At 72.0% G+C, this 24574-nt stretch carries 22 protein-coding genes; 10 read left to right on the top strand and 12 right to left on the bottom strand.

Annotated elements, in window-relative coordinates; translation table 11 throughout:
- The first annotated feature begins 561 nt into the window (after positions 1-561).
- Together ACSTA4_RS27385 and ACSTA4_RS27380 are read left to right on the top strand one after the other, a co-directional pair.
- Positions 562-1824 (top strand): LPXTG cell wall anchor domain-containing protein, encoded by a 1263-nt coding sequence (locus ACSTA4_RS27385; RefSeq protein WP_444961590.1) that lies wholly within the window; start codon positions 562-564, stop codon positions 1822-1824.
- A 409-nt stretch (positions 1825-2233) separates the two neighbouring features.
- Positions 2234-3634, top strand: a complete 1401-nt coding sequence (locus ACSTA4_RS27380; RefSeq protein WP_444961589.1) for a hypothetical protein — start codon at positions 2234-2236, stop codon at positions 3632-3634.
- Positions 3635-3893: 259 nt separating this feature from the next.
- Here the strand turns inward: ACSTA4_RS27380 and bldC are convergent, their stop codons facing one another.
- Both bldC and ACSTA4_RS27370 read right to left on the bottom strand, forming a co-directional pair.
- A complete protein-coding gene (bldC, locus tag ACSTA4_RS27375) occupies positions 3894-4097 on the bottom strand; it encodes a developmental transcriptional regulator BldC (RefSeq protein ID WP_013155387.1) in 204 nt (67 codons plus the stop codon).
- A gap of 704 nt (positions 4098-4801) precedes the next feature.
- On the bottom strand, positions 4802-5653 hold the full coding sequence (locus ACSTA4_RS27370; RefSeq protein WP_444961588.1) for a hypothetical protein: 852 nt from the start codon (positions 5651-5653) through the stop codon (positions 4802-4804).
- 233 nt (positions 5654-5886) lie between these two features.
- On the opposite strand from ACSTA4_RS27370, the gene ACSTA4_RS27365 reads away from it, so the two are divergent.
- Positions 5887-6114, top strand: a complete 228-nt coding sequence (locus tag ACSTA4_RS27365; protein WP_013155385.1) for a DUF3073 domain-containing protein — start codon at positions 5887-5889, stop codon at positions 6112-6114.
- Positions 6115-6333: 219 nt separating this feature from the next.
- Here ACSTA4_RS27365 and purM read toward each other — a convergent pair whose 3' ends face one another.
- The 3 genes from purM to ACSTA4_RS27350 all read right to left on the bottom strand — a co-directional run bounded on the left by purM (position 6334) and on the right by ACSTA4_RS27350 (position 9483).
- A complete protein-coding gene (gene purM, locus ACSTA4_RS27360) occupies positions 6334-7398 on the bottom strand; it encodes a phosphoribosylformylglycinamidine cyclo-ligase (protein ID WP_444961587.1) in 1065 nt (354 codons plus the stop codon).
- Between the two features lie 102 nt (positions 7399-7500).
- Positions 7501-8997, bottom strand: coding sequence for an amidophosphoribosyltransferase (purF, locus tag ACSTA4_RS27355; protein WP_274975133.1), 1497 nt, complete (start codon positions 8995-8997; stop codon positions 7501-7503).
- Positions 8998-9006: 9 nt separating this feature from the next.
- The gene (locus tag ACSTA4_RS27350; RefSeq protein ID WP_444961586.1) at positions 9007-9483 is read right to left on the bottom strand and encodes a sterol carrier family protein; all 477 of its coding nucleotides are present in this window, start codon (positions 9481-9483) and stop codon (positions 9007-9009) included.
- Positions 9484-9908: 425 nt separating this feature from the next.
- Here ACSTA4_RS27350 and ACSTA4_RS27345 point away from each other — a divergent pair, with 425 nt between their 5' ends.
- The gene (locus tag ACSTA4_RS27345) at positions 9909-10526 is read left to right on the top strand and encodes a DUF47 domain-containing protein (RefSeq protein ID WP_013155381.1); all 618 of its coding nucleotides are present in this window, start codon (positions 9909-9911) and stop codon (positions 10524-10526) included.
- 138 nt (positions 10527-10664) lie between these two features.
- Here ACSTA4_RS27345 and ACSTA4_RS27340 read toward each other — a convergent pair whose 3' ends face one another.
- From ACSTA4_RS27340 to ACSTA4_RS27310, 7 genes are all read right to left on the bottom strand, one after another.
- The gene (locus ACSTA4_RS27340; RefSeq protein WP_444961585.1) at positions 10665-11630 is read right to left on the bottom strand and encodes a nucleoside hydrolase; all 966 of its coding nucleotides are present in this window, start codon (positions 11628-11630) and stop codon (positions 10665-10667) included.
- A gap of 212 nt (positions 11631-11842) precedes the next feature.
- Positions 11843-12622, bottom strand: a complete 780-nt coding sequence (gene pstB / locus ACSTA4_RS27335) for a phosphate ABC transporter ATP-binding protein PstB (RefSeq protein ID WP_013155377.1) — start codon at positions 12620-12622, stop codon at positions 11843-11845.
- A 56-nt stretch (positions 12623-12678) separates the two neighbouring features.
- Complete coding sequence (pstA, locus tag ACSTA4_RS27330; RefSeq protein ID WP_248772372.1) at positions 12679-13758, bottom strand: phosphate ABC transporter permease PstA; 1080 nt, start codon at positions 13756-13758, stop codon at positions 12679-12681.
- Positions 13758-14720 carry a phosphate ABC transporter permease subunit PstC gene (pstC, locus tag ACSTA4_RS27325; protein ID WP_047871040.1) on the bottom strand — a complete coding sequence of 321 codons (963 nt, stop codon included), beginning with the start codon at positions 14718-14720 and terminating at the stop codon, positions 13758-13760. Before pstC ends, pstA begins: the two co-directional genes overlap by 1 nt.
- Before the next feature lie 328 nt (positions 14721-15048).
- On the bottom strand, positions 15049-16041 hold the full coding sequence (gene mshD / locus ACSTA4_RS27320) for a mycothiol synthase (RefSeq protein WP_444961584.1): 993 nt from the start codon (positions 16039-16041) through the stop codon (positions 15049-15051).
- A 146-nt stretch (positions 16042-16187) separates the two neighbouring features.
- Positions 16188-17258, bottom strand: coding sequence for a hypothetical protein (locus tag ACSTA4_RS27315; protein WP_444961583.1), 1071 nt, complete (start codon positions 17256-17258; stop codon positions 16188-16190).
- A 305-nt stretch (positions 17259-17563) separates the two neighbouring features.
- A complete protein-coding gene (locus ACSTA4_RS27310; protein ID WP_444961582.1) occupies positions 17564-18331 on the bottom strand; it encodes a winged helix-turn-helix transcriptional regulator in 768 nt (255 codons plus the stop codon).
- Between the two features lie 107 nt (positions 18332-18438).
- Between ACSTA4_RS27310 and ACSTA4_RS27305 the strand changes: the two genes are divergently transcribed.
- From ACSTA4_RS27305 to ACSTA4_RS27280, 6 genes are all read left to right on the top strand, one after another.
- Positions 18439-18696, top strand: a complete 258-nt coding sequence (locus ACSTA4_RS27305) for a MoaD/ThiS family protein (RefSeq protein ID WP_013155371.1) — start codon at positions 18439-18441, stop codon at positions 18694-18696.
- Between the two features lie 33 nt (positions 18697-18729).
- Complete coding sequence (locus tag ACSTA4_RS27300; protein WP_444961581.1) at positions 18730-18996, top strand: glutaredoxin family protein; 267 nt, start codon at positions 18730-18732, stop codon at positions 18994-18996.
- Between the two features lie 412 nt (positions 18997-19408).
- Positions 19409-20104, top strand: a complete 696-nt coding sequence (locus ACSTA4_RS27295) for a redox-sensing transcriptional repressor Rex (RefSeq protein WP_274975123.1) — start codon at positions 19409-19411, stop codon at positions 20102-20104.
- 138 nt (positions 20105-20242) lie between these two features.
- Positions 20243-21748: a glutamyl-tRNA reductase gene (locus ACSTA4_RS27290; protein ID WP_444961580.1), complete on the top strand. Its 1506-nt coding sequence runs from the start codon at positions 20243-20245 to the stop codon at positions 21746-21748.
- Positions 21745-22752, top strand: a complete 1008-nt coding sequence (hemC, locus tag ACSTA4_RS27285; RefSeq protein WP_444961579.1) for a hydroxymethylbilane synthase — start codon at positions 21745-21747, stop codon at positions 22750-22752. The genes ACSTA4_RS27290 and hemC overlap by 4 nt, the downstream gene beginning before the upstream one ends.
- Before the next feature lie 99 nt (positions 22753-22851).
- A complete protein-coding gene (locus tag ACSTA4_RS27280) occupies positions 22852-24540 on the top strand; it encodes a uroporphyrinogen-III synthase (protein ID WP_444961578.1) in 1689 nt (562 codons plus the stop codon).
- The last annotated feature ends 34 nt before the right edge of the window (positions 24541-24574 follow it).

Genomic DNA, 24574 nt, shown 5'->3' with positions numbered 1-24574 from the left:
GGGGACCCGGGAGTCACCCTCGGACGTTCGGCAGCGGGGCGCGGGGGATGAGGAGTCCGGGCGCGGGGGAGAACGCGGCCGACGGGGGCGGGCCCCGCCCGGCGGTGTGCCGCCCGTCACCCGGGGCGCTTGCCCACGGACGCGCCAAAGGCATTTGTCGGGGACGCGCTTCCTTTGTAAGACGCGACATACGGTGTTCGGTTTACCGGTTCCGAGAAAAACTTCCACGGAGAATTGCAGTGTCGCTCAGGGTGAGGAAGTCTTTCTCTGTGATCCTTTCGTGATGGGTTCCGAGGGAATTTCCCCTTTGTGGGGATGTAAGGTCTGGGTTAGGAAATGGGAAGTACTCCACGGCCCGGTTCCCGCGCCCCCTCCGTCCGGCGGTCGCGGCCGCGCCCTCCTGTTTCCGCTGGCAGTGAGCTTTCTATCTGCTCCCGCCATCCCCCATCCGATCCTGGTTCGCGCCCTGTGCTTCCACGACTCCCCCACAGTCGGCCGGTGGCGCGCGTATCCAGGGCAGTCCGACCAGTGCGGACTGCGGCCGATCCGAAGAGGATTGACTTGAAGAACACTCGCGTTACCGCGCGCCGCATTCTCCAGGGCGGAGCGGCTTTCGCCGCTCTCGGCGCGCTCAGCATCGCCACGGCTCTCCCCGCCGCGGCGGAGACCGAGTACTACGGCTGGGCCTACGCCTCCGTCGGCAACTGGGAGGGCGTCGCCGTCAGCTACGACGGCACGACCACCAACAGCTACTCCGGTTCCGTCGGCAACTGGCTGACCTTCTCCGGCACCAGCAGCGCCACGGTCGGCGGTGACGGCGTCACCGCCACGGCCACCGTGGACACCGCCCGCCTCCAGATCACCGTCTCCGACGTGGAGGAGATCGTCGAGGAGAACCTCGATGAGGAGCCCGAGCCCACGGAGGAGACCGAGGAGCCCGAGGCCGAGGAGTCCCCGGCCCCCGAGGGCGAGGAGACCGAGCCCGGCGTCGACGACGGTCAGCCCGAGGACGGCGGTACCGGCGGTGGCGAGGACACCGGCGGCGAGGGCGCCGACGGCGGTGAGACCGGCGGTGACGAGAACACCGGTGGCGGCGAGGGCACCGGCGGCGAGGGCACCGGCGGCGAGACCGACACCCCGGAGGCCCTGGAGACCAGCCCGGCCCCCGAGACCGACCCCGCCACCGCCTCCGAGGCCGAGACCCTGGTCCTGGACGAGGAGAGCACCGAGCTGGTCAGCGGCTCGGACGAGATCGTCCTCGACGCCACCCTGTCGGGTGTGACCACCACGACCACCCAGAGCTGGGACGGCGAGGTCTCCCACAGCGCCGACGTCGCCGACATCTCCTACCCCGAGGTCGTCACCCTCGACAGTGGCGAGCAGGTCGCCGTCCTGATCGACCTGGAGTCGTACGAGTACGTCGAGGAGTACGCCGACGAGGAGAACGGCGTCACCTGGAACGACGCCTACACCGGCTTCGCGGTGACCTTCACCGTCGACGGCGCCGAGGCCCCCTTCTACTACGTGGACCTGGCCGAGAGCCTCGCCAGCGTCGGTGCCGCCGAGATCGGCGACGGCGGTGGCGACAACGGCGGTGACGACGGCGACGACAAGCCCGCGCCGACCCACCCCGAGGACAAGACCGAGAAGAAGCCGCAGCCGGAGAAGCTGGAGAACGCCGAGTCCCTGGCCCAGACCGGCAGCCCGATCGCCGGTCTGATCGCGGCCGGTGCCGCGATCGCCGCCGGTGGCGGTCTGGCCGCGTACTTCGCGCGCCGCAAGAAGAACACCGCTGACTCCGCCGCGGAGACCAGCGAGGGCTAAGCACGAGCTTGGCGTCGGCTGAGCCGACCCGGCCCCGGGGGACGCGTCCCCCGGGGCCGTTCCCTTGTCCGGGCCCCTCCCGCCCGGACCGCTCCCGCCCCCTCCCGGGGTGCTCGGAACTTCGCGGCGGCGGCCTCCGTTGACCGGTGGTCGGCGCCCGCGCACCTGCCGATCGGCCCACGGCGAACGGTTTCCGTTTCGTGATCCAGAGGTTAGGCTCGCCGTAGGGCGCCCGCACACACCGCCCGACACAGAGTCACCTTCCCGGGGCGGGAAGGCCCCGACACGAACCGCCCCGCACACCGCGACCGGCCGTCTCCGGCTGGCCGGGCAACCCTGTCCGCCGTCCGCGGCGGGCACGGGCCGACCCCCGGGTCGGACATCCCCCGCATACAACAGGAGTGTTGTGGTGTCTCCCGCCAAGCTGACCGCGCGCCGCCTCGTCCGCGGCGGCGTCCTGTTCGCCGCTCTCGGAGTGCTGGGCGCCGTGCCCGCGCTCCCCGCCTCCGCCGACCAGCTCGTCTGGGGCAATGCACAGGCCTGGGTGGCCGACGGCGACGTGGTCACCGGCTACTCCACCGCCACCGGCTTCGGCGGGGAGACCGAGGGCAGCGCCACGGCGGAGGACCTCTTCGGACCGATGGCCCCCTACCTGGAGATCGACGGCGAGAGCCACACCGTGGTCGACGCCGACAGCGCGCGCGCCGCCTCCACCGTGCGGACCGCCTCCTTCCGGATGGAGGTCGCCGACCTCGCCGCCCAGGGGCTGATCGACGTGCCGCCGGAGGTGGACCTGCCCGAGCCCTCCGTGCCGCCCTCCCCCTCACCGGAGGCCGAACCGTCCTCGGAGGGCACCCCCTTCCGGGACGAGCCCTCGCCGGACGGCGACGGCGCGGACAGCACGGGCGGCGACATGGGCAGCGACACCGGTGGCGCGGACGACAGGTCCCCCTCGGGCGGGGACCCCGCCGACGGGGGAACCGCGAACGAGGGCTCCGGGGACGAGGGCTCCGGGGACGGCGGGGACACCCCCGCGGACACGGGGGACCAGGACGCGGCCCAGGCGAGCGAGGAGCCCTCCGATGCCCCCCGGCGCGAACCGCAGGAGGGCGTCTCCCCCAGCCCCTCCGGCCCTTCCAGCCCCTCCCCGAGCGCGGCCGGGGACGTGCTCCTCCTCGACGGGGCCGCCGCCGAGACGGTGTCCGCCGACGGCAACGCCGTGGAGTTCACCCTCGCGGACGTGACCGCCACGGCGACCGCCGGGTACGACGGCGTGACCGAGACGACCTTCACCCACGGCGACCTGACCGCGTTCGGCGTCTCCGCCGGGCCGCTGGGCAAGAACGCCGACGGGACCGTGGTGGACGAGGTCCTGGAGGTCTTCGACGAGGACGGTGACGTGGCCCTGGAGGTGCCCGTCCGCATCCGCTTCGAGGCCAACGAGACCACCTTCCGGGACCAGGACGAGGACTGGGACGGACGCGGGAGCCGGAGCTGGATGACCGTGTGGGTGCAGGTCGGTGAGGTCGGCCAGGAGAGGGGCTTCGCGGTGGACTTCGCCGACGCGTGGGCGCTCGGGTCCACCTACGCCGCGACCACCCCGCCCTCCCCGGGCGACAAGGGCGATCCCGAGGAGGAGTCGCCGCGGCCGGAGGAGGTCGCCGGGGACGACAACCGCCTGGCGACCACGGGCAGCTCGCTCGCCGCGCTGATCACCGCCGCGGTGGTGGCGGTCGGCGGCGGCGCGGCCGCCACCTTCCTGGCCCGCGACCGGACCACCGCCATGGACGACCGGATCGAGGACTTCTAGCCGGACGCCCTCCGGGGACCCGCCGCCCGGGTGCGGCACGTGTCCGGTTATCCGCGTGCCCGGCCTCGCCGGGTGCTCGGATTCGGTCCCCGCGCGGAGCTCCCGTCCGGGGGAGCGCACGGCCGCGGCGCCCCTCGGTGTCCGGACACGCGGAAGGCGGGCCTCCTGTGGGAAGACCCGCCCTCGACCTTTGTCAGCCGCTCTCAGCGGCCGGAGCCCGTCCGACCGTTCCCCCCGGAATCGGCGCAGACAGGGGAGATCACTCCGTACGCTGGCTGGGGATTCCGGCCAGCAGGGCGCGGACTTCGGTCTCGCGGTAGCGGCGGTGTCCGCCCAAGGTGCGGATCGAGGTCAGCTTGCCCGCCTTCGCCCAGCGTGTCACGGTCTTGGGGTCCACACGGAACATGGTGGCAACCTCGGCGGGGGTCAACAGGGGCTCCGCCTCGGGCGTGCGAGTTGACATGTGTACGGCCTCTCCTCCTGGATCTGTGTGCCGATCCTTGAGCCTTAATCCTGGCACTTGGCCCGGATGTCCAATATTCCCTCTAGGTCTATATTGGCATCACCCGAGGTGATTGTACGACCACTCCAAGCAACTTTGCACGTGGGAGGCCAAAGAAAGCCGCCCGTGGCCGCGTCACGCTAAGTGATTCTAGCGACACGTTTAGTGGCATGTGGCGTATTCGGTCAAAACTTCGTTCTCCGGCCTCGTTTTTCTCGATGCGGAGTGCCCGAAGTGCTACGGCTGCCTGACCGAAACCCGGCTCCGTGGAGCGTGGTGGAGTCCCGGGCCCTCGGTGGGCGGTTCGCGTGCGGGGGAGGAGGCGGACCGGCGGGGAAGGGGCGCCGTGTGCTTCGGCTGACGGTCGGGCCGCGCGGATTCCCCGCGTGGCAAGGGTTTCCTGATTACTGAGGGTGCGCTCTGTGATCGTTTGGCTACAGTCTATGCCGATCCCTATCGGGCGTTATGCCCAGTTTCACGACTCTTGATGTCGTGCGCGGACGACGTCCGGGCTCGCACCCTTGTCACGTGCGGAAAGGCGGCGGAGGAGGAGAGAGAAACCTGGTGTACCAGGTTGGTAACCGGCGTGGCGCGCGGGCGTCCGCCCTCTCAGATGACGACAGACGGAGGCGGGTGTCCACGAAAACGTGGTGACACCGTAACCCTCAGTTGGCGTGCTCCAGTGCGCGTACCGACCTCCAGCGCCGCGTGAGCCTCTCGCGCAACTCCACCACGCGTCGGCCGTCCCCCGTCGCCAGGGCCTCGATCGCCCCCGCCACCTCCGCCACCGAGTGGTCCTCGCCGAGGTGGTCGTCGCTGAGGAGGTGCGGCAGCCCGCCGTAGTCCAGCTCCAGCAGGGAGTCGGGGTGCGCGGTCAGCGTCAGCCAGTCCGTCAGCTGCTCGGTGGCGGCCGACACCGCGTGCTCGCCGATGTGCTCCCGCAGCACCGCCGCGGTCTGCTCCAGCCGTCTCAGGGCGAGCGAGGTCCGCGTCAGGTACAGCAGGGTCCGGGTGGAGTTCGCCGACAGCACCAGGCACCGCTCCTGGGCCTCGAAGGGCACGAACCAGGGGACCGGCACGGTCCAGTTGCTCGACAGGATCCCCGGCCGCACCAGCGCGCCCGAATCCCGCCACTCGCGGTACTCCTCCTCCGCCCGCTCCGCCTCGTCCACGGGCACGAACGCCGTGCTCACCCCCACCGGCATCGTGCCGGTGAACTCGGTGAAGGCCCGCCACGAGCGCAGCCGGGTCTGCCAGGGGCAGACGTACAGCCGCTCGTTCACCCGGCGCAGGTAGGCGTTGCGGCTCTCCTCCGCCGGAGCCACCACCGGGGGCGTGGCCACCAGGCGGCTCAGGCTCTCGGCGTGCTCCGCCGCCAGCGCGTTGATCCGCCGGGGCCGGTCGGGGGAGGCCGCGTACTCCTCCCAGTAACCGCGGTCGTACGGAGAGAAGGCGTTGATCGGCTGGTAGACGCGGAGATAGGCGGTGTAGGGCAGCACGATCGCATCGTGGCACATATCGTTGTCTGTGGCACTCACCACGGGTAGCCTGTGCGGCCGCCGTTGCGTGCGCTCACCACATCCGTCACACCCGGGTGGCGTAGGCACGACGGGGGCCGACCAGGTACGGTTGTATGTGTACGTAAGCTGGCGCCTGTCGTCAGTCGCGTTTGACGGCCGTCAGCCCGATAGTGCGGGTTTGTAAGTGATCTGGGGTTCGTCGGAACCCAATCGTTGAGGGGGTCGAGCCAATGGGGCGCGGCCGAGCCAAGGCCAAGCAGCAGAAGGTCGCCCGGAAGCTCAAGTACAGCTCCGGCGGGACCGACCTTGAGCGGCTGCGGTCGGAGCTGGGTGTCGCTGAGGACGAGGGGTCTCCCTCCGGGCCGTCGGGTCCGGATGATTCCTACGCGGATTCTCACGACGACCTGGTCGACCGCTACGCGGATCTTGCCGACAAGTACTCGGACTCGGACAAGTAGTACCCGGTGACGCTGTAGTACCCAGCAGTACCGGTAGCCGGCAGGACCGGTGTCCGGTGGGGCTGGTACCCGGCAGACCGAGATTTCCAGGTCGCTCGGACGACAACCGCTGACCTGTGGCGGTCGCGGCTCCCGCACCAGGGAGCCGTAGCGGACAGGTGGATATAGCCGGTGCGAACCACTGCGGTGGTTCGCACCGGCTATGTTCGCGTCCGCTTCTCACGCGCCGCGGTACTCGCCGGTCAGGACGGCCCGTCCCGAACCGGCCGTCACCGTGCCCAGCCGCCAGGCCGGAACGCCCCGGTCGGACAGCACACTCAGGGCGCGTTCGGCGTCGTCCGCCGCGACGATCGCCGCCATGCCCACACCCATGTTGAACGTGGCCTCCATGTCCTCCCGGCCCACGCCGCCCTTGTCGGCCAGGTAGCCGAACACGGGGGCGGGCGCCCAGGTGGAGCGGTCCAGCTCCGCGTCCAGATGGCCGGGCAGGGAGCGCGACAGGTTGGCCGCCAGCCCGCCGCCGGTGATGTGCGCGTAGGCGTGCACCTCCACGGCCGCGGTCAGCGCCACGCAGTCCTTGGCGTACACCCGGGTCGGGGTGAGCAGCACCTCGCCCAGCACCCCGTCCAGCTCCGGCACGTGCGCGAACAGGTCCAGGTCCGCCCGGTCCACGATGCTGCGGACGAGCGAGTAGCCGTTGGAGTGCGGGCCCGAGGAGCCCATCGCGATGACGGCGTCGCCCTCGCGGACCCGGTCCTGGCCCAGGATCGCGTCGCCCTCCACCACGCCGGTGCCCGCACCGGCCAGGTCGTACTCGTCCGGCTCCATGGCGCCCGGGTGCTCGGCGGTCTCCCCGCCGACCAGCGCGCAGCCCGCCTGGTGGCAGCCCTCGGCGATGCCGCCGACGATCTCGGCGATACGCTCGGGCACCACCGCGCCGCAGGCGACGTAGTCGGTCATGAACAGGGGTTCGGCGCCGCTGACCACGAGGTCGTCGACGACCATCGCCACCAGGTCGATGCCGATCGTGTCGTGCCGGTCCATCTGCTGGGCGAGCATCACCTTGGTGCCCACGCCGTCGGTGGAGGTCGCCAGGACCGGGTCCTTGTACTTGTTCGTGTCGAGCCGGAACAGGCCCGCGAAGCCGCTGGCGTCGGTCACCTGCTCGGGCCTGCGGGTGCGCGCCACGTGGCGCTTCATCAGGTCGACGGCGCGCTCGCCGGCGGCGATGTCCACCCCGGCGGCCGCGTACGCGCCCGACGTCCCCGTGCTTTCGGCTGCCACGCCAGTTCTCCTCGTGCTGTGTCGCTTGGTGGTGCGGTCCCCGCCTCCCCTCCCAGGGCACGGCGGAGCCGCCGCGCGGGCCCGTGCGGACCCGGCGGCGGACTACTTGTCGCTGGTGGCCAGCGTCGATCCCTCGGGCGTGCCGCAGGACTTCTCCAGCAGGTACTTGCCCCGGGCGTCGTCGCGCACCTCGATCGGGTACACGCCGTCGAAGCAGGCCCGGCACAGGTCGTCCTTGGGCACCTCCGACGCGGCGATGAGCTCGTCGAGGTCCACGTAGGCCAGGGAGTCGGCGTTGACCGAGGCGGCGATCTCGTCCACGGACATGTTGGCCGCGATGAGCTCGGCGCGCGTGGCGAAGTCGATGCCGTAGTAGCAGGGCCACAGCACGGGCGGGCTGGAGATGCGCACGTGCACCTCGGCGGCGCCCGCGTCGCGCAGCATCCGCACCAGGGCCCGCTGGGTGTTGCCGCGCACGATGGAGTCGTCCACGACCACCAGGCGGCGGCCCTCGATGACGTCGCGCAGCGGGTTGAGCTTGAGCCGGATGCCCAGCTGGCGCAGGGTCTGGCTGGGCTGGATGAAGGTGCGCCCCACGTAGGAGTTCTTCACCAGGCCCTGGGCGAAGGGGATGCCGCTGGCCTCGGCGTAGCCGACCGCGGCGGGCGTGCCGGACTCGGGCACCGGGATGACCAGGTCGGCCTCCACCGGGTGCTCCCTGGCCAGGCGGCGGCCCACCTCCACGCGGGTGGAGTTGACGTTGCGGCCCGCGATGGTGGTGTCGGGGCGGGCCAGGTAGACGTACTCGAACAGGCAGCCCTTGCGGCGGGCGGGCGCGAAGCGCCGCGAGCGGACCCCGCGCTCGTCGATGGTGAGGAGCTCGCCCGGTTCGATCTCGCGCACGACCTTGGCGCCCACGATGTCCAGGGCGGCGGTCTCGCTGGCGACCACCCAGCCGCCCGCGCCGGAGGTCTCGCCCAGGCGGCCCAGCACGAACGGGCGGATGCCCTGGGGATCGCGCGCCGCGTACAGGGTGTCCTCGTCCATGAACACCAGGGAGAAGGCGCCCCTGACCTGCGGGAGCAGTTCGAGGGCGGCGTCCTCCACGGAGCTGCCGCTCCTGGCCCGCTCGGCCAGCAGGTTGGTGAGGACCTCGGTGTCGGTGGTGGCCCCCCGGCGCGTGTCGGGCAGCATCGCCGCCAGTTCCGGGGTGTTGATCAGGTTGCCGTTGTGGCCGAGCGCCAGACCCCCCTCGCGCGCCGTGTAGAAGGTCGGCTGCGCGTTCTCCCACACCGGCGACCCGGTGGTGGAGTAGCGGCAGTGGCCGATCGCGAGGTGGCCGCGCAGGGAGTCCAGGGTCGCCTCGTTGAAGACCTGGGAGACGAGTCCCATGTCCTTGTAGACGACGATCCGTTCCCCGTCGCTCAACGCTATGCCCGCGGACTCCTGACCGCGGTGTTGCAGAGCGTAGAGGCCGAAGTAGGTGAGCTTGCTGACTTCTTCGCCGGGCGCCCAGACCCCGAAGACACCGCAGGCGTCCTGCGGGCCGCGTTCGAGCGGATCGAGATCCATGGTGAGCCGGCCGTCGGAGTACGACACACCCACAGCTTAGTGCCTGGCCGTCGGCCGGGCACCACCCGGGGGAGGTACCGGCCACAGGGGCAGGTGTCCGGACAGGTCGGAGCGCACGCCGCTGGCCCGCACGAGGTGCTCCGACACCGCCTGTTCCCAGGGGGTGCGGCCGGTGGCCACGCGCAGCCAGGTGAGAGGGTCGGTCTCGACGACGCCGGGCGGGGTGCCGCGGGTGTGGCGGGGCCCCTCAATGGCCTGCACGGCGCCGTACGGCGGTACGCGCACCTCCAGGCTGTGACCGGGAGCACGGTCCGCGAGCACCGCCAGGGTGCCCCGCACCGCGGCCTTGAGGGCCGCGCGCACGGGCTCCCCGGCGCGCAGCACGGCCTCGGCGCAGGCGGCGACGGCGGCCTCGTCGTCCCCCTCGAAGGGGGGCTCTCCCAGTTCGGAGAGCTGCTGGTCCAGGGACTCGCGGAGGCGCCGCACGGCGCTCGCGCTCAGGGCGGAAGGCATGGAGGTGAGCCTACGGGCCCCGATCCGCGGTGTGGCCGGGTGATCGGCCCGATGAACGGATGGGGTACTTGTTATTGCGGCCAAATAGACCGAAGGTGGACATCGAAGAACTCCGGTGGAGCTGTCCACCGGTCTCCGCTCGATTGGGTGATTCCTGTCTCAGCGCGACGCTGGCCAGCAGGAGCGGGACACGGTAGCGTCCCGAACCGTCCCGGTGTTGTCGAGATTGGGAGGATTGCGATGGACCCCGCGCCCCCAGGGTGTTCCACGCTGAGGCACCGTCGGATGAATAAGCGGTGACTAAGTCCGTGCCAGCCCAACCCCTCGGCGCCGGACCGGCGCCGCCCAGCCCGGCCGCGCCGGACCAACTGGCCGACGCGCTTAACATCCACCAAGGAACACCACCGCACCATCGGGAGAACGACGTGCGCCTGCGCTTGCGCCCGCGTGATGACAGTTACTACGAGATGTTCACCGACTCGGCGAACAACCTGGTCATCGCGGCTCGCCTGCTGGTGGAGCTGATGAGTGACGGAGCCGACCGCGAGGCCATCACCGAGAAGATGCGCGCCTGCGAGCACGCGGGTGACGACGCCACCCACGCGATCATGCGACGCCTCAACAAGAGCTCGGGGACACCCATCCACCGGGAGGACATCTACCGTCTGGCCTCCAACCTGGACGATGTGATGGATTCCATGGAGGCCGCCGTCGACCTCATCGGCCTGTACGGCCTGGAGCGCCTCCCCAAGGGCATCATCGACCAGATCGAGGTGCTGGAGCGCGCCGCCGAGCTGACCGCCGAGGCGATGCCCCGCCTGCGCACGCTGGAGGACCTGACCCGGTACTGGATCGAGATCAACCAGTTGGAGAACCAGGCCGACCGCATCTACCGCAAGCTCCTGGCCCGCCTGTTCAGCGGGGAGTACGACGCCCTGACGGTCCTCAAGCTCAAGGACGTCATCGAGGAGCTGGAGACCGCCGCGGACGCGTTCGAGCACGTCGCGAACACGGTGGAGACCATCGTCGTCAAGAACGGCTGAGGCTTCCCGGGCCCTCCTGCGGCGGGCGCGGGCGTGCCCCCTCGCACGCCGGAGCCGCCAGGGGCCGCTGGAGCGTCCCGTCGCCCCGCTCGGCCGCCGCGCGCACCCCTCGTCCCGGCCGGGGCCGGGGGGACGGGTTCACAGGCCGCTGACGGCCCGGTTCGGGACGGTGCGCCGGGACAGCAGCCCGGCGAGGTGGTCGAAGAATCCGTCGGCGTCGATCTCCTCGATCACCGTCGCGTTCGCCTCCAGCCCGTGCACGCCCCAGGACATGGCCGAGTAGCCGCGGGTCAGCTCCCCGGCGGTCTCCACGTCCACGTGGTAGCGCGCGGAGCGGCGCACCAGTTCCGGATGGAGCAGCACCGCGGCGGTCAGGGAGTCGGGGTGGGTGGTGCCGTCGATGCCCACGCTGCGGTCGAACTCCAGCGTCGCCGCGCACACGCGCCCGAAGAAGTCCGACAGCGGGGTGCCGAGGGCGGCGAGGGCGTCCAGCCGCTCCTGGCCGAACACCGCCTGGCGCAGCGTCAGCGGGTCCCAGGGGACCACGGTGATCTCGAAGCCCGCCGCGAACACGGCCTTGGCCGACTCCGGGTCCACGTAGAAGTTGAACTCCGCGGCGGCGGTGATGTTGCCGCGGCCGTTGTTGGACCCGCCCATGACGTAGAGGGCGCCGACGTTGCGGGCGAAGTCGGGGTCCTTGGCGGCCGCCATCGCGATGTTGGTCAGCGGCCCGATCGCCACGATCGACAGTTCGCCGGGGTTCTCCGCGGCCAGCCGGACGAGGGCGTCCGCCGCGTGCTCGCGCTCGGTCTCCAGCCCGGAGACGTCCATGGACAGGCCCCCCGTCCCGTCGCCGTGCACGTTCTCCGCGCTCACCCACGGGCGCACGAGCGGACGGCGGCAGCCCAGGTGCACGGGCACCTCGCCCAGGCGACCGGCCACGCTGAGGGTCAGGAAGGCGTTGCGCACCTGCTGGTCGAAGCCGACGTTCCCCGCGACCATGGTGATGGCCCGCAGGTCCGCCCCGGGGTCCAGCAGCCCGATGAGGAGGGCCACGCAGTCGTCCTGCGCGGTGTCGGTGTCGATCACCAGCGGTGTGGTCACGCCTGTCCTCGTGTTCTCTCGTCCGCGCGGGTCTCCCGCGGTCACTCGCTCACCGGTCGTCCCTGGTCGGGAGGGGTGTCAGCAAGCGGCTTAGCCGAAGCGACCACCCGATCACCGGTCGTCCCTGGTCGGGAGGCGTTCGGGTGACGGGTTAGCCGAACCGACCACCCCATCACCGGTCGCCCCTGGGCGGAGGGGCTGCTAACAGCGGCTTAGCCGAAGCGACCGGTGATATAGTTCTCGGTCTCCTTCTTCTCCGGCCGGGTGAACATCTGGTTCGTCTCGCCCATCTCGATGAGCTTGCCCGGCTTGCCCGGAGCCGACAGGTTGAAGAACGCCGTCCGGTCGGACACACGCGCGGCCTGCTGCATGTTGTGCGTCACGATGACGATCGTGTAGTTCTCCTTGAGCTGGTGGATGAGGTCCTCGATCGCCAGGGTCGAGATCGGGTCCAGCGCCGAGCACGGCTCGTCCATCAGCAGCACCGACGGCTTGACCGCGGTGGCGCGGGCGATGCACAGCCGCTGCTGCTGGCCGCCGGAGAGGCCCGAACCGGGCTTGTTCAGCCGGTCCTTGACCTCCTCCCACAGGTTCGCGCCGCGCAGCGAACCCTCCACCAGCTCGTCCGCCTCGGACTTGCTCATCCGCCGGTTGTTGAGGCGGGCGCCGGCGATGACGTTGTCGTAGATCGACATCGTCGGGAACGGGTTGGCCTTCTGGAAGACCATCCCGACCTCGCTGCGCACCATGACCGGGTCCACGTCGGGCCCGTAGATGTCCAGGTCGTCCAGGAGCACCTTGCCCTGCACGCGGGCTCCCGGGGTCACCTCGTGCATCCGGTTGAGGGTCCGCAGGAAGGTGGACTTGCCGCAGCCCGACGATCCGATGAACGCCGTCACCGACCGCGGCTCGATGGTCATCGACACGTCCTCCACGGCCTTGAAGTCGCCGTAGTAGACGTGGAGACCGGAGACGTCGATACGTTTCGCCACTGGAAGTTCCTCGTGAATCTGCTCCGCGCGCGGGGCGTGGGCGGTGGGTGTAGGGGTCAACGGGCCTTCGGCGCGAACAGGCGGCCGATCATGCGGGCCAGGAAGAACAGCAGCATCACCACCAGGATCAGGGTCAGCGCCGCCGCCCAGGCCCTCTCGTAGTTGACGGCGCCGCCCATGCGGACCTGCGAGTAGATGAACACCGGGAGGTTCATCATCTGTCCGTCGAACAGGTTCCAGTTGATCGACACCGCGGACGACCCCGTGGTGAGGATCAGGGGTGCCGTCTCCCCGATAACGCGGGCGATGGCGAGCATGATTCCTGTCGTCAGACCGGCCGCGGAGGTGGGCAGCACCACCTTGGTGATCGTGCGCCACTTGGGCACCCCCAGGGCGTAGGAGGCCTCGCGCAGGTCCTGCGGCACCAGCCGCAGCATCTCCTCGCTGGAGCGCACCACGACCGGGATCATCAGCACCGCCAGCGCGATCGCGCCCGCCGCGCCGTTGGTCCGGCCCGGGCCGAACAGGATCATCCACAGCGCCACCACGAACAGTCCGGCGACGATCGACGGGATGCCCGTCATGACGTCGACGAAGAACACGATGATCCGCTTCATGCGGCCCTCGGCGTACTCCACGAGGTACACGGCGGTCATCACGCCGATGGGCACCGAGATGAGCGTGGCCATGCCGGTGATCGCCAGGGTGCCCACGATCGCGTGGTAGACGCCGCCCGCGTCCATGCTCGGCAGGACGCCGTTCATGGACACCGTGAGGAAGTAGGCGTCGAACCGGACGACGCCGTTGCGCAGCACCGTCCACAGCACCGACACCAGCGGCAGCATCGCCAGCAGGAAGCACAGGTAGACCAGCGAGGTGACCAGGCGGTCCTTGGCCTTGCGGCCGCCCTCGACGCGGGCGGAGGCCGTCACGATGATCACCACGTACGCGGCGGCGGTGAGCAGGCCCCACAGCAGGAACCCGAAGGACGAGAAGGCCAGCAGGATCCCGGCCACCACGGCGGCGGAGGACGCCAGCAGGGCGGCGGGGAAGTGCTGCGGCAGGGAACCGCGGCGCAGGTCGGTCGCGCTGGAGCCCGCCTCGGGGCCGGGAGGCTGGGTGGTCGTCGTGTCCATCAAGACTCCTTGCTCCCCCGGGTCACGACGTAGCGCGCGCCCATGTTGACGACGAGGGTGATCGCGAACAGGACCAGCCCGGCGGCGATCAGCGCGGAGACGCCGTACCCGGTGGCCTCGGGGTACTGGAGGGCGATGTGCGCGGCGATGGTCTGGTTGCCGCTCTGCAACAGGTTCCAGGAGACGATGAGGGAGGGGGACAGGATCATCGCGACGGCCATCGTCTCGCCCAGGGCGCGGCCCAGGCCGAGCATGGCGCCGCCCACCACGCCGGACCTGCCGAAGGGCAGCACGGCCAGGCGGATCATCTCCCAGCGGGTGGCGCCCATGGCCAGGGCGGCCTCACGGTGGCCCTGCGGGGTCTGGCGGAACACGTCGCGCGCCATCGCGGTGATGATCGGCAGGATCATGACGGCCAGCACCACGCCCGCGGTGAGGATGGTGCGGGCCGAGGTGGAGGCGGGGCCCTGGAACAGCGGGATCCAGCCCAGGTAGCGCGTCAGCGCCTGGTACACGGGGACCAGCTCCGGGGCGAGGAAGCCGATGCCCCACAGGCCGTAGACGACGCTGGGGATGGCGGCCAGCAGGTCCACCAGGTAGCCGAGTACCGAGGCGAGCTTGCGCGGCGCGTAGAAGACGATGAACAGCGCGATCCCGATCGCCACCGGAGTGGCCAGCAGCAGCGCGATGGCCGCGGCCAGGACCGTGCCGAACGCCAGGGCGGCGACACCGAAGGCGGGTTCCTCGCGGACGTTGGGGTCCCACTCCGTGCTGGTGAGGAAGTTCGCCGTGTTCGCGGTCAGGGACGGCCAGGCCTGCACGAGCAGGAAGGCGGCGACACCGGCGAGGATCAGCAGGATCAGGATGCCCGAGCCTCGGGCGAGCCCGGCGAAGGCGACGTCGCCGATCCGGCGCTTGCCCGTGGGCGGCGGTGCCGCTTCGGGGGCGTCCGTGGTCGTCATGGATTGGCTCCGGTTCGGAAGGTTTCGGGGCGGGTCGCCCGGATGGTGCGGTGCGTTCCGTGCACCTTCTGCGTGCCTGGTCTGTTCCCTGCGACGCGTGGTTCTCCCACCGGTCGGGGGATGTCTCCCCGCCGGGGGCCGCTCCGCGTCCCGTGCTGGGGCGATCGCCGGTCACCGTGCCACGGTCCGTGGTGGAGGGTGGCCGTGCTGCGCCGAATGTGAAGGTAGGTGCAACAGGTGACGAGTTGTCCCAAACAAGATGAACGGAAGATGAACGCGGTGTCGCACCCCCGTGGCGGTCCGGGGATTGCCCGGTGAATGTGACAGGTCACACGTTCGGGCGGGGGGCGCCGTCCCTCGGCGGCGCGTACATCACGTCGGTGTCCCACATGGCGAATCCGAGCGACTCGTACAGCCGCACCGCCGCCTCGTTGTCGCCGTCCACGTACAGGTGGACCCACGGCAGGCCGGCGTCGCGCAGGTGCCGCAGACCCGCCAGGGTCAGGGCCCGGCCGAGGCCGCTGCCCTGCCACTCGGGGTCCACGCCCACCACGTAGACCTCGCCCACCGGCTCGCCGTCGGTGAGCCCGGCGCCGTCGGCGTGGGTCTTGGTCCAGTGGAACGCGGCCACCCCGCCGTCCTTGGCGGTGGCCAGGAAGAAGCCGTCCGGGTCGAACCAGTCCTCCACCTCGCGCTGGAGCAGGTCGTCCAGGGTGAGCTGGCCCTGCTCGGGGTGGTCGGCGAACGCCCGCGCGTTGGCGGCCAGCCACGCCTGCTCGTCCTGGCCCACGACGAAGGGGCGCAGCCGGACCCGTTCGGCCACCTCGGGCCGCAGCTCGGGCTCGGGCAGTTCGGGAGCCTCCCAGGGGCCGCCCGGCTCGTCCCCGGTGATGTCGCGCAGCGGCATCCGCATCTTGTGGAGTTCGCGGACGGCGGTCCAGCCGTCCTCCCGGGCCACCGACACCGCCTGCGGGGTGCGCCCGTGCGCCCACACGCGGACCCCGTCCGGTCCGGCGTCCCGGTCCACCGAGTGCAGCAGGGCGGTTCCGTGTCCGCGGCCGCGGTGGTCGGGGTGGACGACGACCTCTCCGGAGTCGGGCTCGTCCGCGACGCGCTCCACGAACGCGAAGCCGACCGCGCGCCCGTCCTCCAGGGCCAGGTGGAAGCGGCTGCTCCCCGAGGGGGCGCCGTGTCTGACGCGCAGCAGGGTGTGCTCCGACAGGGGCGCGACGCCGTCGGCCGCGCGCGCGGCCTCGGCGAGCGTCAGCACCTGTTCGGCCAGGGTCCGGTCCAGATCATCGGTGACTAGCGGGGTGTCCATGGACCGAAAGCCTACGACGGGGCGGGCGCAAGACTTCTGTCAGCCACGGCCGGTGGGGTGTTTGTCCTGGTAGCCACCCCGTTCCGCGCGTCGCGGCGGCGCCGTTCCCCGGTGGCCGCGCCACCGGGGAACGACGCCGGGACGTCCTACTTCCTGCGGCGACGGCCCTGGTAGCCGCCGCCGACGCGCACGCGCCGCACCGGTGCGAGCGGGGCCGCGAGCAGCAGCGCGAGGAGGAACGCGGCGAGCAGCACGGCCGGGGCCATGTTCGGCCCCAGGTCGCTGTGGTCGGCGGCCACCTCGGTCTCGTCGAGTTCGCCGTCCTGCGCGCCGGGGGTCACCGTCGGCAGCTCGGCGAGGTTCTCCGCGCCGGGCACGACCCCGGGCAGGGCGGCCTCGTCGCTGGGCAGGTCCGGGAAGCTGTCGCGGGTGGTGGGCACGTCGCTGGTGGGCACGTCGTTCACACGGCCGGGGGAGCGGGGCGAGTCGCCGGAGCCGCCGGACCGGCCGCCGCCCGAACCGCCCGAGCCGCCGCCGGAGGCCCCCTCGCGGTCGTCGTCACCGGTGGGGGTGGGACGGGGCGTGTCGGAGGGGCTCGTGGTCTCGTCCGGGCCCTCGCTCGGCTCCTCTTCGGGCTCCTCGGTCTCCGGGGGCGTGCTGGGCTCCGGCGGAGTGCTCGGCTCGGGCTTGGCGATCGAGACCGTCCACGTGCCGGTGGCGACGCTGTGCGTCTCCGAGGCGTTCAGCCCCGCGCACGCGACGCCCTCCCGGGCGAGCGCGTAGGTGAGGGTGGCCACGACCTCGGCGGGCACGCGGGTCGCGCCGACGACCTGTCCGGCGGACGCGGCATCGCCCGGGGCGACCTCCCGGGGTTCGAACCCCTCGACGTCGAACCCCCCGGTGTTGACGTCCATTTCGAGCAGGCAGACGCTGACCTCGCCGGTGTTGGTCGCGGTGAGGGGGTTGGCCGGGACGGAGCTGCCCAGCTCCGCCTCGTCGGAGTCCCGCTCGAAGGCGACCACGGCCGACGGGGCGGGCTCCGGGTCGGAGGGGGTCGAGGACGGGTCCGACGGGGAGGCGGACGCGGAGGGGCTCGGCTCGGCGTGGGCCGGGGACATGACGGCGACCAGGCTGGAGCCGACGAAGACGGCGCCCAGGGCGATGGCCGTGCGGCGGCGCCCGGGGGGCAGCGGGGGTCTCGCGGCGTTCGTGGGCATCGGGGCGTTCTCCTCCTCGCGGATGGCGCGCCAAGGCAGCTTCTGCGCACCCGCTCGCGGGGAGTTTCGCCGCGCCTGACGTCCCGGCGTGGGGGTGCCCACACGATCTTAGGACCTGGGGCCGTCGAACACGAGTGTTCGGCCACCCGTTCTCACACCGTTCGCCCGCGGGACGGCCGGGTCCGGGGGCGCGGTCGACGAATTCGGGACGGCCGGGTCCCGGGGTGTCCGGAAACGACTCCGGGGCGCCCGTGCGGGCGCCCCGGGGTGGTCCTCGGGCGGAGGGAGGCGGCTCGCCCGGTCCGTCAGGTCGCGCTGGGCTCGGCGGAGCGCGCGGCGGGAGGTGCGTCGACCCCCTCCGGCACGGCCGGGGACGCCTTGGCGACCGGGTCGGGCACGAAGCGGTAGCCCACGTTGCGCACCGTGCCGATCAGCGACTCATACTCCGAGCCCAGCTTGGCGCGCAGGCGCCGCACGTGGACGTCGATGGTGCGGGTCCCGCCGAAGTAGTCGTAGCCCCACACCTCCTGGAGCAGTTGCGCCCGGGTGAACACCCGGCCGGGGTGCTGCGCCAGGAACTTGAGCAGTTCGAACTCCTTGAAGGTCAGGTCGAGGATGCGGCCGCGCAGCCGCGCGATGTAGGTGGCCTCGTCGATGACGAGATCGCCCCTGCGGATCTCGTCGGGGTCGTCCGTCCCGGCCTCGGCCGATCCCACGGCCAGCCGCAGGCGGGCCTCGACCTCCGCGGGACCGGCGGTGGACAGGATGAAGTCGTTCACCTGCCAGTCGGGGGTCAGCGCCGCGACGCCGCCCTCGGTCAGGATCACCATCAGCGGGCAGTCCAGGCCCGTGGTGTCGAGCAGGCGGCAGAAGTTGCGGGCCGCGGCGAGGTCGGTCCGCGCGTCCACCAGGATGGCGTCGACCGGCGCGCCGGAGCCGCCGCCCGCGTTCGACGCCAGCAGGGCCCCCGCCTCCGCCGGCGCCACCCGCACCGAGTGCAGAAGGAGACCGAGGGCGGGAAGTACGTGGTCGGACGGTTCGTTCGAGTTCGTCAACAGCAGCAGATGGCTCATGCGTCTCTTCTCGTCACCCCGCTCTGTGCGGGCGATCGAAGGCGCCATTGCCCCCGGTGAAGATGTCCAATTCGTCGCCTCCGAGCAACACCAAGGATAATCAACGGATGGCGAAGTGCACTATCAGGTACTGGGCAGCGGCCAAGGAGGCCGCCGGAACCGCCGAGGAAACGGTCGGGGCCGCCACGCTCGCGGAGGCCCTGGAGGCGGCGTGTCGGCTGCACCCGGACGACCGCTTCCAGCGCGTACTCGGATCCTCCTCGCTTCTGGTCGACGAGCGCCCGGTCGGGCGCAGAGCGCACGGTGACGTACCGGTCGCGGACGGCACTGTGATCGAGGTCCTACCGCCCTTCGCGGGCGGCTGAGGGGCCGCAAGGCTCCGGAAACAGGAGGGGAACATGGCGGAAACACCCCGGTGGGCGGGCCAGGCGCGCGTGGTGATGCTCGGCAAGCCGGGATGCCACCTGTGCGAGGAGGCCTGGGGGGTCATCGAGCGGGTCACGGACGAACTCGGCGCGAGCCGGGCGGTGCGGCAGCTCGACGAGGTCGGCGCGGACGAGCGCGAGGAGTACTGGGACAAGATCCCGGTGACGTTCGTGGACGGGCGGCGCCACGACTTCTGGAGGGTGGGGGAGGAGCGGCTGCGCTCCGCCCTGGGCGGCTGAAGGGTTTCGGGCGGTTCTCCGGGGGCCGCGCCGCCGACGGGCCGGGCGACGGGAGAGAACGTTTCCGATTGCTCTCGGGGAGCGGCTCCGCCGGAGAGCTGAGTAAGTCCGAAAACTACAGCTGTGCCCACAAATATGCACATATGACGTTCTTTGGTTGTCCCGAATTGCCGACGTGCGCGCCGGAGGTTTCCACGGGGGTGCCGAGTCCCTTACCGGTGGGAACTTATGAGCCCGCCGTCACAGCGGGCCCCACTTTGTGCGTGCTTTCACAAGCGCGTAATCTAGGTACTCCAAGACACGCCTGAGGAGTGCGGCGGCGGCAGCCCGTCCGCTCCGCACACCGACCCCGGCGGCCCGCCTCCCGCCCGGACCGCCTCCGCGCCCGCCCGCCGACCAGGAGCGCCCGCCTGTGACCAGTCGTCCACCACGGCCCCGGGAGAGGGGCATCCCGGAGGCCACCGTGGCCCGGCTCCCCGTCTACCTGCGGGCCCTCCAGACCCTCCAGGACCGCGGCACCCTCACCGTCTCCTCCGAGGACCTCGCCTCCGCCGCCGGTGTGAACTCCGCCAAGCTGCGCAAGGATCTCTCCCACCTCGGGTCCTACGGGACGCGTGGCGTGGGTTACGAGGTGGAGTACCTCGTCTACCAGATCTCGCGTGAGCTTGGTCTCACCCAGGACTGGGCCGTGGCCATCGCCGGGATAGGCAACCTGGGCCGCGCACTGGCCAACTACGGGGGGTTCGGGACCCGCGGGTTCCGCATCGCGGCGCTGCTCGACGCGGACCCGGCGATGGTGGGGCAGAGTGTCGCCTCCCTGGACGTGAGGCATATTGACAACCTGGAGGAGGTTGTCCGTTCAGAGAGGGTTTCCATCGGCGTCATCACGACGCCGGCGGTCTCCGCGCAGGGCGTGGCGACGCGCTTCGTCGAGGCGGGGGTGGCCAGCATCCTCAACTTCGCGCCGGTCGTACTCAATGTGCCGGACGGAGTCGATGTGCGTAAGGTCGACTTGTCTATCGAACTCCAGATCCTCGCCTTCCACGCGCAGCGCAGGGCCGACGGCGACGGCTACGGCGCGGAACGCGCGGGACTGGAACTGACGTGACGTGAGGGATGGGCGATCCGGGCCGTGAGGCCCGCATGAGCGGTGGGCGATGAGCGAGCGTGCGCCGCGCCTCCGGCGGTCTGGCCGCCGCCGGGGCATACGAAGACGCTGTGTGGTGCCTGCATAGGAGTAGTGCGGATGAGTGTCCTGGCCGTGGGGTTGAGCCATCGGAGTTCGCCGGTGGCGCTCCTCGAACGTGTCGCGCTGAACGGGGAGACCCGCGCCAACGCGGTCGCCGAGATGGTCGGCTCCGAGCCCGTCAACGAGGTCATGGTGGTCTCCACCTGCAACCGCACCGAGGTCTACGCCGACGTCTCGGCCTTCCACGGCGGCGTCTCGGCCATCACCGAACTCCTCTCCTGGCACACCGGGGTCGCCCTCGGCGAGCTCTCCGAGCACCTCTACGTCCACTACGAGGACCGCGCGGTCCAGCACCTGTTCTCCGTCACCTGCGGGCTCGACTCCATGGTCCTCGGCGAGGGCCAGATCCTCGGCCAGGTGCGCGACGCCCTCAAGGAGGGCCAGGAGACCGGTTCCGTCGGCCGCGTCCTCAACGACCTCGGCCAGCGCGCCCTGCGCGTGGGCAAGCGCGCCCACACCGAGACCCACCTCGACCACGCGGGCGCCGACATGGTCAGCTTCGGCCTCACCGTCGCCTCCGGCGGACTCGGACTCGGCCCGACCGGCGCGCCCCAGACCACCGCCCTCCAGACCGCCCAGACCGTGGACTCGCTGCCCCCCGCGGGCTGCCCCATGTCCGCGGTCCCGGGCGACACCGCCGACGCGCCCGGGCTCGCCCGGCCCGCGCACGGCCCCCTCACGGGCGTGCGCGCCCTCGTCCTCGGCGCCGGTTCCATGAGCGCCCTGTCCGCCAACACCGTCTCCCGCCAGGGCGCCGAGGCGGTCGTCGTGGCCAACCGCACCTTCGATCGGGCCGCGCGCCTGGCCGAGTGCCTCACCGAGGCCTACGACACCGTCGACGCCCGCGCCGTTCCCTTCGCCGACGCCGCCGCGGCCCTGGCCGAGGTGGACCTCGTCATCTCCTGCACCGGGGCCCAGGGCCTGGTCCTGACCGCCGAGGCCGTGGCCGCCGCCACCGCCGGGCGGACGCGGCCCCTGGTCTTCCTCGACCTCGCGCTGCCCCGCGACATCGACCCGGCCGTGCGCGAGCTGCCCGGCGTGCGCCTGGTCGACATCGAGGACCTGCGCCAGGCCGCCGCCAGCGCGCCCGGCGCCGACACCGGCCGCGACAGCGCCCTCACCCTCGTGCGCGGCATCGTCGACGAGGAGGTCACCGAGTTCCGCGCGGTCCGCCGCGCCCACCAGGTGACCCCCACCGTCGTCGCCCTGCGCGCCCAGGCCAGGGACGTGGTGGACGCCGAGCTGTCGCGCCTGCACGGCCGCCTGCCCGCCGACCTCGACGACCGCACGCGCGAGGAGATCAGCCGCGCCATGCGCCGCGTCGCCGACAAGCTCCTGCACAGACCGACCGTGCGCGTCAAGGAACTGGCCGCCGCACCGGACGGGGAGTCCTACGAGGCGGCCCTGAGAGAACTCTTCGCACTCGACCCCGGAAGCCCCGAGGCGCTCACCGCCCCCGAGGGCACCGCCACCGCGGCACGGACCGCACAGGAGAAGTCATGACCGGCACGCCCTCCCACGGCACGACCGCCGACGGAGCACCTGACCACGGCGCCCCGGCCAGGCTCGGCACCCGCCGCAGCACCATGGCCACCAGCCAGTCGCGCATGGTCGCCGACGCCATCACCGCACGCACCGGCAGGGTGATCGAGCTGGAGCTGATCACCAGCTTCGGCGACGTCACCAAGGCGCACCTGACCCAGCTCGGCGGCACCGGCGTGTTCGTCAACGCGCTGCGCGACGAGCTCCACGCGGGCACCGTGGACTTCGCCGTCCACTCGCTCAAGGACCTGCCCACCACGCCCGCCGAGGGGCTCGTGCTGGCCGCCATCCCCGAGCGCGACGACCCGCGCGACGCCCTGTGCGCGCGCGACGGGCTCAAGTTCGCCGACCTGCCCGCGGGGGCCAGGGTCGGCACCGGCTCCCCGCGCCGGGTCGCCCAGCTCGCCGCGCTGCGCCCGGACCTGGTCTACGTCCCCATCCGCGGCAACGCCGAGACCCGCCTGGGCAAGGTCGCCTCCGGAGAGCTGGACGCCGTCGTCCTGGCCTACGCCGGACTCGGCCGCGTGGGCCGCACCGACGACGTCACCGAGGTCTTCGAGCCCGAGCAGATGCTGCCCGCGCCCGGCCAGGGCGCCCTCGCCGTCGAGTGCCCCGCCGAGCGCCTCGACGGCGACCTCGCCTACCTGACCTCGGTCGACCACCCGGCCACCCGCGCCGAGGTCGTCGCCGAACGCACCGTGCTCGCCGAGCTGGAGGCCGGTTGCGCCGCCCCGGTCGGCGCCTACGCCCAGTACGACGCCGAGGCAGGCTGCCTGCGCCTGCGCGCCGCCGTGGTCGCCACCGACGGGTCCGAGGCCGTGCGCCGCGAGCGCGCCGCCGACCTCGCCTCGCCCGGGGACCTGGCCGCCGCCACCGCGCTCGGCCGGGACCTGGCCCGCCAGATGATCGCCGAGGGCGCCGACCGCATCGTGGCCGAGGCCTTCGCCGAGAGGGACACGCCCTAAGCAGGAGCAGCCGGCGGGCCTCCTCGGCCTGGGCCCGCCGTACCGCCGCCCCCGGCGCCGCACACCGGGGCGCGGCGACCCACACAGAGGAGCCAGTACGTGAACGCCAACGCCAACCCCCAGCCGGAGGAGCCGCGCGCCGCAGCGCGGGCCGGGCACGTCGCCCTGGTCGGTTCCGGTCCGGGCGGCGCCGACCTGCTCACCCTGCGCGGCGCCGAGCTGCTGAGCCACGCCGACGTGGTCATCACCCTGCGCGAGCCCGCCGCGGAGGAGCTCTCGGGCTTTCGCGCCGAACTCCTCTCCCACTGCTCCGAGGACGTCTCCGTGATCGAGGCGGGCGAGTGCGGCGGCGACGTCAACGCCCTGGCGGTGGCGCGCGCCCGCGACGGGCAGCGGGTGGTCCGCCTCTACTCCGGCGACCCGTTCTTCGGCTGCCGCGGCGCCGAACTGGTCTCCGCCTGCCACGAGGCCGGGGTCGAGGTCGAGGTCGCCCCCGGCGTCTCCGCGATCACCTCCGTGCCGACCTTCGCGGGCGTGCCGCTGCTGGACGCGGACAGCCCCGAGGTGCGCGTGCTCAACGCCCGCGCGCACGGCGGGGGAGGGGTCGACTGGCACGAGGCCGCCGCCAGCGGCGCCACCCTGGTCGTCATGGGCGGCGACGCTCCCGCCGACGAGCCGGTGGAGCACCAGGGGCCCGGCTTCGACGTGCTGTGCAAGACCCTCATCGCCGGAGGGCGGCCCGCCACCACCCCCGTCGCGGTCGTGCGCGCGGGCGGCACCACCCGCCAGACCACGGTCTCCTCCACCCTGGGGCGGCTCGTCGCCGACCTCAAGGCCAAGGACGCCAAGGGCCACCACGTCACCGCGCCCGCGCTGATGGTCGTCGGCCCCGCCGCGGGCCGCCACTCCGAGCTGTCCTGGTACGAGAGCCGCCCGCTGTTCGGCTGGCGCGTCCTGGTGCCCCGCACCAAGGAGCAGGCCGCCGCCCTGTCCGACCAGCTGCGCGGTTACGGCGCGGTGCCCGAGGAGGTGCCGACCATCTCCGTGGAGCCGCCGCGCACCCCGCAGCAGATGGAGCGCGCCGTCCGCGGCCTGGTCACCGGCCGCTACCAGTGGGTGGCCTTCACCTCCGTCAACGCGGTCCGCGCCATCCGGGAGCGCCTGGAGTCCTACGGCCTGGACGCGCGCGCGTTCGCCGGGGTCAAGGTCGCCGTCGTCGGCGAGGCCACCGCGCGCGCCGTGCGCGAGTTCGGCATCCAGCCCGACCTGGCCCCGCCCGAGGAGGAGCAGTCCAGCTCGGGCCTGGTCTCGGTGTGGCCGCCCTACGACGCCGAGATCGACCCGATCGAGCGGGTCCTGCTGCCGCGCGCCGACATCGCCACCGAGACCCTGTCCGCCGGACTGGACAAGCTCGGCTGGGAGGTCGACGACGTCACCGCCTACCGCACCGTGCGCGCCGCGCCCCCGCCCGCGCCCGTCCGCGAGGCGATCAAGGGCGGCGGCTTCGACGCGGTGCTGTTCACGTCCTCCTCCACGGTGCGCAACCTGGTGGGGATCGCGGGCAAGCCGCACAACACCACCGCCATCGCCGTCATCGGCCCCGAGACGGAGAAGACCGCGATCGAGTTCGGCCTGCGCGTCGACGTCGTGGCGCCCAAAGCCTCCGTTTCCGCCCTCGCGCAGGCCCTTTCGGAGTACGGTGCCGAGAAGAGGCGCGAGGCGGTCGAGGCGGGCAAGCCCGTCCTCAAGCCCAGTCAGAAGAGGCGCGGTCGCCGCCGCAAGCTCTGAGAGACCACACCGCCACCGACGCACGAACCTTTCC

Source organism: Nocardiopsis sp. M1B1 (assembly GCF_052466615.1).
Note: the sequence above shows the minus strand (reverse complement) of the source record. Positions and strands in the feature narration are given on the sequence as shown.